Here is an 8419-nt window from a genome sequence, read left to right as displayed (position 1 = left end):
GGCGACCAGTCCTTCAACGACGCCGCGTACGCCGGTCTGGAGCGGGCGAAGAAGGAGTTCGGCTACAAGACCGCCGACATCGAGCCCACCGACGGCGAGACCAACGCCGACAAGGAGCAGCGCCTGGTCTCCCTGGCCAAGCAGGGCTACAACCCGGTCGTCGGTGTCGGCTACGCGTACGCCGCCGCACTGAAGAGCGCCGCCGAGAAGTACCCGGACACCACCTTCGGCATCGTGGACGACGCCACGATCGACGCGAAGAACGTGGCGGACCTGGTCTTCAACGAGGAGCAGGCCTCCTACCTCGCCGGTGTCGCCGCGGCCAAGAGCACCAAGACCGACACGGTCGGTTTCGTGGGCGGCGTGGACATCCCGCTGATCCACAAGTTCCAGGCCGGCTTCGCCCAGGGCGTCAAGGACACCGACCCGAAGGTCAAGGTCCTCTCCCAGTACCTTACGCAGACCGCGGAGGAGGGCGGCTTCTCCAGCCCCGACAAGGGCAAGACCGCCGCCGAGGGCCAGATCGAGAAGAAGGCCGACGTCGTCTTCGCTGCCGCCGGTCTCTCCGGCCAGGGTGTCATCGAGGCCGCCGCCGCCAAGAAGATCTGGGCGATCGGCGTCGACTCCGACCAGTACAAGCAGGACGCCCTCGCGAAGTACAAGGACTACATCCTGACTTCGGCCACGAAGGACGTCGCCAAGGCCGTGTACAGCCTCGCGAAGTCGGTCGAGGACGGCAAGCCGGAGACCGGTATCGTTCGGGGCGATCTGAAGTCCGGCGAGGTCGGTCTCTCGGACTCCAACCCGAAGTTCGCGGACGACGCCGAGCTCCAGGCAGCCATCAAGACGGCCAAGGAGAAGATCATCAGCGGCGAGATCAAGGTCAAGAGCAGCTGAACAGCTGAGCACCTGAGCACCTGAGCAGCAACACCTCGAACAGCGTGTAACCGCGTCGGCTGCGCCGCTCGGCGGGGTACGGGGAGGGCACTTCTGGCCCCTCCTCGTGCCCCGTCGTGTCGATGTGCCGCCGCCGCTTTTAGATGCCGTAGGGGCGCTACGCGCGTAGACGGCCCCCGTCCCCAGGAGAGTGCGCCATCAACGCGTCCAGCAGCCCTCCGGCCGGAGCGGCGGTCAACGAACCGGTGACCGCCGTCGAACTCGCCGGGATCACCAAGCGTTTCCCCGGCGTCGTGGCCAACCACGACATCCATCTCACCGTCCACAAGGGCACCGTGCACGCCCTCGTCGGCGAGAACGGCGCCGGCAAGTCGACGCTGATGAAGATCCTCTACGGCATGCAGAAGCCGGACGAGGGCACCATCGCGATCGACGGGGAGAAGGTGGCCTTCTCCTCGCCCGCCGACGCCATCGCCCGCGGCATCGGCATGGTCCACCAGCACTTCATGCTCGCCGACAACCTCACGGTCCTGGAGAACGTGGTCCTCGGCAGCGAGAAGCTGTACGGCATCGGCGCCAAGGCCCGCCGGAAGATCAAGGAGATCTCCGAGCGGTACGGCCTCGGCGTACGCCCCGACGTCCTGGTCGAGGAACTCGGCGTCGCCGCCCGTCAGCGCGTGGAGATCCTCAAGGTCCTCTACCGCGGCGCCCGCACGCTGATCCTCGACGAGCCGACCGCCGTCCTGGTGCCGCAGGAGGTCGACGCGCTCTTCGACAACCTGCGCGGGCTGAAGGCCGAGGGCCTGTCCGTCATCTTCATCTCCCACAAGCTGGGCGAGGTCCTGTCGGTCGCCGACGAGATCACCGTCATCCGCCGCGGCACCACGGTCGGCACCGCCGTCCCCGCCGAGACCACCCCGCGCCAGCTCGCCGAGCTGATGGTCGGCAGCGAACTGCCCACCCCGGAGACCGCCGAGTCCACGGTCACCGACCGCCCGGTCCTCACCGTCGACGCGCTGCGCCTCGCGGCCCCGGGCGGCAAGACCCTGCTGGACGACATCTCCTTCACCATCCACGCCGGTGAAGTGCTGGGCATCGCCGGCGTCGAGGGCAACGGCCAGACCGAACTGGTCGACGCGCTCATCGGCCTGCGCCACGCCGACTCCGGCGCCATCCGCTTCCTCGACGAGGACATCACCGCGCTGCCCACCCGCAAGCGCCGCGAGCAGGGCGTCGGTTACATCCCCGAGGACCGCCACCGCCACGGCCTGCTCCTGGAAGCGCCCCTCTGGGAGAACCGCATCCTCGGCCACGTCACCGAGAAGCCCAACAGCAAGGGCGTCTGGCTGGACCCGAAGGGCTCCCAGGAGGACACCCGCCGCATCGTCGAGACGTACGACGTCCGCACCCCCGGCATCGACGTCACCGCCGCCTCGCTCTCCGGCGGCAACCAGCAGAAGCTGATCGTCGGCCGCGAGATGAGCCACAAGCCGCGCTTCCTGATCGCCGCCCACCCCACCCGCGGTGTGGACGTCGGCGCGCAGGCCGCGATCTGGGACCACATCCGGGAGGCCCGCCGCGAGGGACTCGCCGTCCTGCTGATCTCCGCCGACCTGGACGAGCTGATCGGCCTGTCCGACACCCTCCGGGTGATCTACGACGGCAGGCTGGTCGCGGACGCCGACCCGGCCTCCATCACGCCCGAGGAGCTGGGCTCGGCGATGACCGGCGCCGCGAGCGGCCACCTGGAACACGAAGAGACGCCGGCCGACGACGGTCCGGGTGCGGAAGACGAGGCCCGCTGATGAAGAAGTTCGACAAGGAGCGCGTGCTCCTCGCGGTGGCCGGTCCGGTCATCGCGCTCGCCGTGGCCTTCGTGCTCAGCGCGATCGTCCTGATCGCCTCGGGCAAGAACCCGGTCGAACCGTTCGCCCTGATGTTCGAGCAGGCCGGGTTCTCCGACATCCAGGTCCTGATCATCAACCAGGCGTCGATGTACTACATCGCCGCCCTGGCGGTCGCCATCGGCTTCCGGATGAACCTGTTCAACATCGGCGTCGACGGCCAGTACCAGCTCGCCGCCATGATGGCCGCGATCGTCGGCGCCCACGCCGACCTCCCGGCCTTCCTCCAGATCCCGCTCCTGCTCCTGACCGCAGTGTGCACGGGCGCCTTCTGGTCCGGCATCGCCGGTGTCCTCAAGGTCACCCGCGGCGTCAGCGAGGTCGTCGCGACGATCATGCTCAACGCCATCGCCACCTCCGTCATCGGCTACCTGTGGCTGCCGGACGTCTTCGGCGTCAAGATCGGCAACAACAACACCACCGGCGAGATGCACGAGTCCGGCTGGGTCCCCGGCATCGACATGGGCGCGGCCGGCGAGATCTACGGCCTGGTCGTCCTCGCCGTGCTGCTCGGCATCGGCTACTGGATCGCCCTCAACCGCACCCGCTTCGGCTTCGACCTGCGCGCCTCCGGCGCCTCCGAGTCCGCCGCCGCGGCCAGCGGCGTCGACCCCAAGCGCATGGTGCTCACCGCGATGCTCCTCTCCGGCGGCCTCGCCGGTCTCGCGGGCCTCCCGATCCTGCTCGGCGACACCCACACCTACAGCCTCAACTTCCCCACCGGCATCGGCTTCCTCGGCATTGGCATCGCCCTGCTCGGCCGCAACAGCCCGGTCGGCATCGCCTTCGCCGCCCTGCTGTGGGCCTGGCTCGACAAGGCCTCGCCCGAACTGGACTTCCACGGCTACGACAAGGAGATCGCGGTCATCATGCAGGGCCTGATCGTCCTCTCCGTCGTCGTCTCCTACGAGGCCGTCCGCGAGTGGGGCCTCCGCCGCCAGCAGCGCCGGGTCGGCGCCGAGCTGGCCGCCGGTCACGTCCTCGGCGCCACCGACAACACCAAGAAGGAGGTGGCTGGCCGATGACCACCGCAACCGACCTCAACCAGCCCACGCTGGAGCACGGGGCGCCGGCCGGCCGCCGGATCTCGCTGGGGGTCCTGATGCTGGTCATCGCCGGCGCCCTGGCGCTGACCTCCATCGTCCGCCTCATCACCGGCGCCAACGGCATCACCAACGTCAGCCAGATGTCCACCGCGCTCCAGCTCGCCGTGCCGATCGGCCTCGCCGGTCTCGGCGGTCTGTGGGCCGAGCGCGCGGGCGTCATCAACATCGGCCTCGAAGGCATGATGATCCTCGGCACCTGGTTCGGTGCCTGGGCCGGCTTCCAGTGGGGCCCGTGGACCGGCGTCCTGGTCGGCATCATCGGCGGCGCGCTCGGCGGCCTGCTGCACGCCATCGTGACGATCACCTTCAACGTCAACCACATCGTCTCCGGCGTGGCCATCAACATCCTCGCCCTCGGCGCCACCCGCTACCTCGCCCCGCTGGCCTTCGAGGGCCACCAGGGCGGCTCGGCCAAGCAGTCCCCGCCGGTCGACTCCCTCGGCCACTTCACGGTGCCGGGCCTCTCCGACGGTCTGGTGAGCCTGAACGACAAGGGCTGGTTCCTGATCTCGGACATCGCCGGCCTGCTCGGCGGTCTGGTCACCGACGTCTCCTGGCTCACCCTGATCGCTGTCGCCCTGATCCCCGCCACCTGGTGGATCCTGTGGCGCACCTCCTTCGGCCTGCGGCTGCGCTCCTGCGGCGAGAACCCGGTGGCCGCGGAGTCCCTCGGCGTCAACGTCTACAAGTACAAGTACCTGGCCGTGATCATCTCCGGCGGGCTGGCCGGCCTCGGCGGCGTCTTCCTCTCCATCGTGGCCAACCCCTTCTACCTGGAGGGCCAGACCAGCGGCCGCGGCTACATCGGCCTCGCGGCGATGATCTTCGGCAACTGGATGCCGGGCGGACTCGCCATCGGCGCCGGGCTGTTCGGCTACACCGACAGCCTCAACCTGCGCGGCGGCTCGGCCAACGTGCACGCCCTGCTGCTGCTCGGCGCGCTGCTGCTGGTGGCCGGCGCCATCTGGCTCGCGATCCGCAAGAAGTACGTCAAGGCCGCCATCACGGTGCTCGTCGGCGCCCTGGTCTTCGCCTGGTACGCCGGCACCGACGACGTCCCCAACCAGGTCGTCTCCGCCACGCCGTACGTCGTCACCCTCGTCGTCCTCGCGCTCTCCGCACAGCGGTTGCGAATGCCCAGGGCCAACGGCAGGTCGTACCGGAAGGGACAGGGCAAGTGACGGCCGTCGACTGGGTCGGACTGCGCGCGGCAGCCCGGGACGCGATGTCCCGGGCGTACGCCCCGTACTCCGGGTACGCCGTCGGCGCCGCCGCCCTGGTCGACGACGGCCGCACGGTGACCGGCTGCAACGTGGAGAACGCCAGCTACGGCATCAGCCTGTGCGCCGAGTGCGGGCTCGTCTCCCAGCTCCGGCTGACCGGCGGCGGCCGGCTGACGCATTTCGTCTGCGTCGACGGCGAGGGCGCGGTCCTCGTCCCGTGCGGCCGCTGCCGCCAGCTGCTCCACGAGTTCGGCGGCCCGGAGCTGCTCCTGGACACCCCGGCGGGGATCGTCCCCCTCTCGCAGATGCTCCCGCAGGCCTTCGGCCCGGACCACCTCACCAAGTAACTCCCGCAATCCCGTAATCCCGTTAGGAAAGCCATACATGGGCATGGACGTCATCTCCGTCATCCGCACCAAGCGGGACCGCGGCGAACTCAGCGGCGAGCAGATCGACTGGGTCATCGACGCCTACACGCGCGGCGAGGTGGCCGACGAGCAGATGTCGTCGCTCGCGATGGCGATCCTGCTCAACGGCATGAACCGCGGCGAGATCGCCCGCTGGACGGCCGCGATGATCGCCTCCGGCGAGCGGATGGAGTTCTCGTCCCTGTCCCGTCCCACCGCCGACAAGCACTCCACGGGCGGCGTCGGCGACAAGATCACCCTGCCGCTGGCGCCCCTGGTGGCGGCGTGCGGCGCGGCCGTCCCGCAGCTCTCCGGCCGGGGCCTCGGCCACACCGGCGGCACCCTGGACAAGCTGGAGTCGATCCCGGGCTGGCGCGCGCTGCTCTCCAACGAGGAGATGCTGAACGTCCTGGACACCACCGGCGCGGTGATCTGCGCGGCGGGTGACGGCCTCGCACCCGCCGACAAGAAGCTGTACGCCCTGCGGGACGTGACCGGCACGGTCGAGGCGATCCCGCTCATCGCCTCCTCCATCATGTCCAAGAAGATCGCGGAGGGTACGGGCTCCCTGGTCCTGGACGTGAAGGTGGGCTCGGGCGCCTTCATGAAGACCATCGAGGACGCGCGCGAGCTGGCGTCGACGATGGTCGGCCTGGGCACCGACCACGGCGTGAAGACGGTCGCGCTGCTCACCGACATGGCGACCCCGCTCGGCCTCACCGCGGGCAACGCCCTGGAGGTCCGCGAGTCGGTCGAGGTCCTGGCCGGCGGCGGCCCCTCCGACGTGGTGGAGCTGACCCTCGCGCTGGCCCGCGAGATGCTGGACGCGGCGGGCCTGCCGGACGCCGACCCGGCGAAGGCGCTCGCCGACGGCTCCGCGATGGACGTCTGGCGTCGCATGATCGCGGCCCAGGGCGGTGACCCGGACGCGGCCCTGCCCACGTCGAAGGAGCAGCACGTGGTGAAGGCCGCCTCCTCGGGCGTCCTGACCCGCCTCGACGCCTACGGCATCGGTGTCGCCGCCTGGCGCCTCGGCGCGGGCCGCGCCCGCAAGGAGGACCCGGTGCAGGCCGCCGCCGGCCTCGAACTCCACGCCCGCCCCGGCGACACCGTCACGGCCGGACAGCCCCTCCTCACCCTCCACACCGACACCCCGGACCGCTTCGAGTACGCCCTCGCGGCGGTGGAGGGCTCGTACGACGTCGCCCCGACGGGCACGGACTTCACAGCGCCGCCGGTGGTGCGGGAACGTATCGCCTGACCTGCGCTTTCCCCATTCGGGTGAACGGGACCGGTAGACCAGTACCGGTCCCGTTCGGCATGCTGGGATCGGTGACGCACCGATTGGAGACACCGCCATGAGCGCACTCAGTGCCGAGCCGACCCCCGGAGGGGCGGGCTGGGACGAGATCGTCCGTGTCCTGGAGGAGACGGACGCTCCGGAGGGCAGCAAGGTGGAGATCATTGAAGGGATCGTCACCGTGGCGCCTCCGCCGTCCGAAGCGCACAACGACACCGCCGAACTGCTTCAACTCAGCCTCTACACCGCTGTCCCCGAGGGGTGTGGCATCTACCAGACTCTGGGGCTGGCGGTCCCGGAGACTGCGGGCGTTTTCCAGCCCGATCTGTGCGTGGTGCCCAGAGTGGCGTTGCGGCAGGGCAGGAGAGTGCATGCGAGTGAGGCGGAGTTGGTCGTCGAAGTCACCTCGCGCAGCAATGCCAATCATGATCGGATCAAGAAGGTCAGGGGATATGCCCGGGCCGGTGTCCCCCTCTACCTTCTTCTGGACCCCTGGCACAGCGGATGCCCGACGGTCACGCTTTACGGAGTCCCTGAGGACGGCACCTATCGCGTCCTGGCGTCGGTGGAGTACGGCGAAAAGTTGACCCTGCCGGACCCCTTTGGCCTGGAGATCGACACCGGCGCCTTCCCCACGAGCTGAAGCTCGTCACCCCAAAACCGCCGCCACCCCCACCAACACCGGCACGGACACCACCGTGGACACCAGGATCGCGTCCCGCGCCAGCCGCTCGCCCACCCCGTAGGTCGACGCGTACGTGTAAAGGTTCTGCGCGGCCGGCAACGCCGAGGTCACCACCACGTCGAGCAGTTGAGGCCCCCGCAGCCCGAACACCCCCGACGCCAGCGCCCAGGCCACCACCGGCTGTCCCACCGCCTTCAGCGCGACGGCGAGCAGCACGGGCCGCCGTTCCACGCCCCGCAGCGGCATCGTGGAGCCGCACAGGCCGATGCCGAAGGCCATCAGCACCGCCGGGACGGACATGTTGCCGATCAGCGTCACCGGGTCCATGACAGCGTCCGGCACCCGCAGGCCGCTCGCGGCGACCGCGACCCCGGCGAGCGAACCGAGCGCGATCGGATTGCGCAGCGGTGTCAGCAGCAGCCGCCACAGCGGGCCCTTCGCGCCCCCGCCCGACGACAGGTCCAGGATCGTCACCGCCACCGGTGTCACCAGCACCAGCTGGAACAGCAGCACCGGCGCCACCAGCGAGGCGTCGCCCAGCACGTACACGGCGATCGGGATGCCGAGGTTGCCCGAGTTGACGTAGCCGGAGCACAGTGCGCCGATCGTCGTACGGCCCACGCCCCAGCCGCGTACGACGCCCACCGCGACGAAGACCCCGGCCACCGCCACCGTGGACAGCGCCGTCACCAGGAGCCGGCTGGAGAAGACCACCGACAGGTCGGCCGTCGCGAGGGTGGTGAACAGCAGGGCGGGAGAGGCCACATGGAAGGCCAGCTTGGTCAGCACCTCGCGCCCCTGTGGCCCGAGGTGGCCGCGCAGACCCAGTACGTAGCCGACGGCGATGACGACCGCGATGACCGCGAACCCGGTCAGCACCCCCTGCACGGCGACGCC

At 69.9% G+C, this 8419-nt stretch carries 8 protein-coding genes; 7 read left to right on the top strand and 1 reads right to left on the bottom strand.

Features of this window, described 5'->3' with window-relative positions; all coding sequences use genetic code 11:
* The 7 genes from ACFWR9_RS37855 to ACFWR9_RS37825 all read left to right on the top strand — a co-directional run.
* Positions 1-897 (top strand): BMP family protein (locus ACFWR9_RS37855; protein WP_383850785.1); only part of this gene is annotated, 897 nt, incomplete at its 5' end.
* 245 nt (positions 898-1142) lie between these two features.
* Entirely contained in the window at positions 1143-2702 is a 1560-nt protein-coding gene (locus ACFWR9_RS37850) for an ABC transporter ATP-binding protein (RefSeq protein ID WP_383850782.1), read from the top strand.
* Complete coding sequence (locus ACFWR9_RS37845; RefSeq protein ID WP_383850780.1) at positions 2702-3826, top strand: ABC transporter permease; 1125 nt, start codon at positions 2702-2704, stop codon at positions 3824-3826. Before ACFWR9_RS37850 ends, ACFWR9_RS37845 begins: the two co-directional genes overlap by 1 nt.
* The gene (locus tag ACFWR9_RS37840) at positions 3823-5088 is read left to right on the top strand and encodes an ABC transporter permease (RefSeq protein WP_383850778.1); all 1266 of its coding nucleotides are present in this window, start codon (positions 3823-3825) and stop codon (positions 5086-5088) included. Before ACFWR9_RS37845 ends, ACFWR9_RS37840 begins: the two co-directional genes overlap by 4 nt.
* Positions 5085-5477, top strand: coding sequence for a cytidine deaminase (locus ACFWR9_RS37835; protein ID WP_383850775.1), 393 nt, complete (start codon positions 5085-5087; stop codon positions 5475-5477). Before ACFWR9_RS37840 ends, ACFWR9_RS37835 begins: the two co-directional genes overlap by 4 nt.
* A 43-nt stretch (positions 5478-5520) precedes the next feature.
* Positions 5521-6798 carry a thymidine phosphorylase gene (locus ACFWR9_RS37830; RefSeq protein WP_383850792.1) on the top strand — a complete coding sequence of 426 codons (1278 nt, stop codon included), beginning with the start codon at positions 5521-5523 and terminating at the stop codon, positions 6796-6798.
* 97 nt (positions 6799-6895) lie between these two features.
* Positions 6896-7480: a Uma2 family endonuclease gene (locus ACFWR9_RS37825; RefSeq protein ID WP_383850772.1), complete on the top strand. Its 585-nt coding sequence runs from the start codon at positions 6896-6898 to the stop codon at positions 7478-7480.
* A 6-nt stretch (positions 7481-7486) separates the two neighbouring features.
* Here ACFWR9_RS37825 and ACFWR9_RS37820 read toward each other — a convergent pair whose 3' ends face one another.
* Positions 7487-8410, bottom strand: a complete 924-nt coding sequence (locus ACFWR9_RS37820) for an AEC family transporter (protein WP_383850769.1) — start codon at positions 8408-8410, stop codon at positions 7487-7489.
* Positions 8411-8419: the final 9 nt, after the last annotated feature.

Origin of the sequence: Streptomyces sp. NPDC058534, assembly GCF_042717365.1 — a bacterium.
GTDB lineage: Bacteria > Actinomycetota > Actinomycetes > Streptomycetales > Streptomycetaceae > Streptomyces.
Note: the sequence above shows the minus strand (reverse complement) of the source record. Positions and strands in the feature narration are given on the sequence as shown.

Coding starts and splice junctions, on each gene's coding strand:
- ACFWR9_RS37845 (WP_383850780.1), top strand. CDS start 2,702: ATGAAGAAGTTCGACAAGGAGCGCGTGCTCCTCGCGGTGGCCGGTCCG.
- ACFWR9_RS37840 (WP_383850778.1), top strand. CDS start 3,823: ATGACCACCGCAACCGACCTCAACCAGCCCACGCTGGAGCACGGGGCG.
- ACFWR9_RS37830 (WP_383850792.1), top strand. CDS start 5,521: ATGGACGTCATCTCCGTCATCCGCACCAAGCGGGACCGCGGCGAACTC.
- ACFWR9_RS37825 (WP_383850772.1), top strand. CDS start 6,896: ATGAGCGCACTCAGTGCCGAGCCGACCCCCGGAGGGGCGGGCTGGGAC.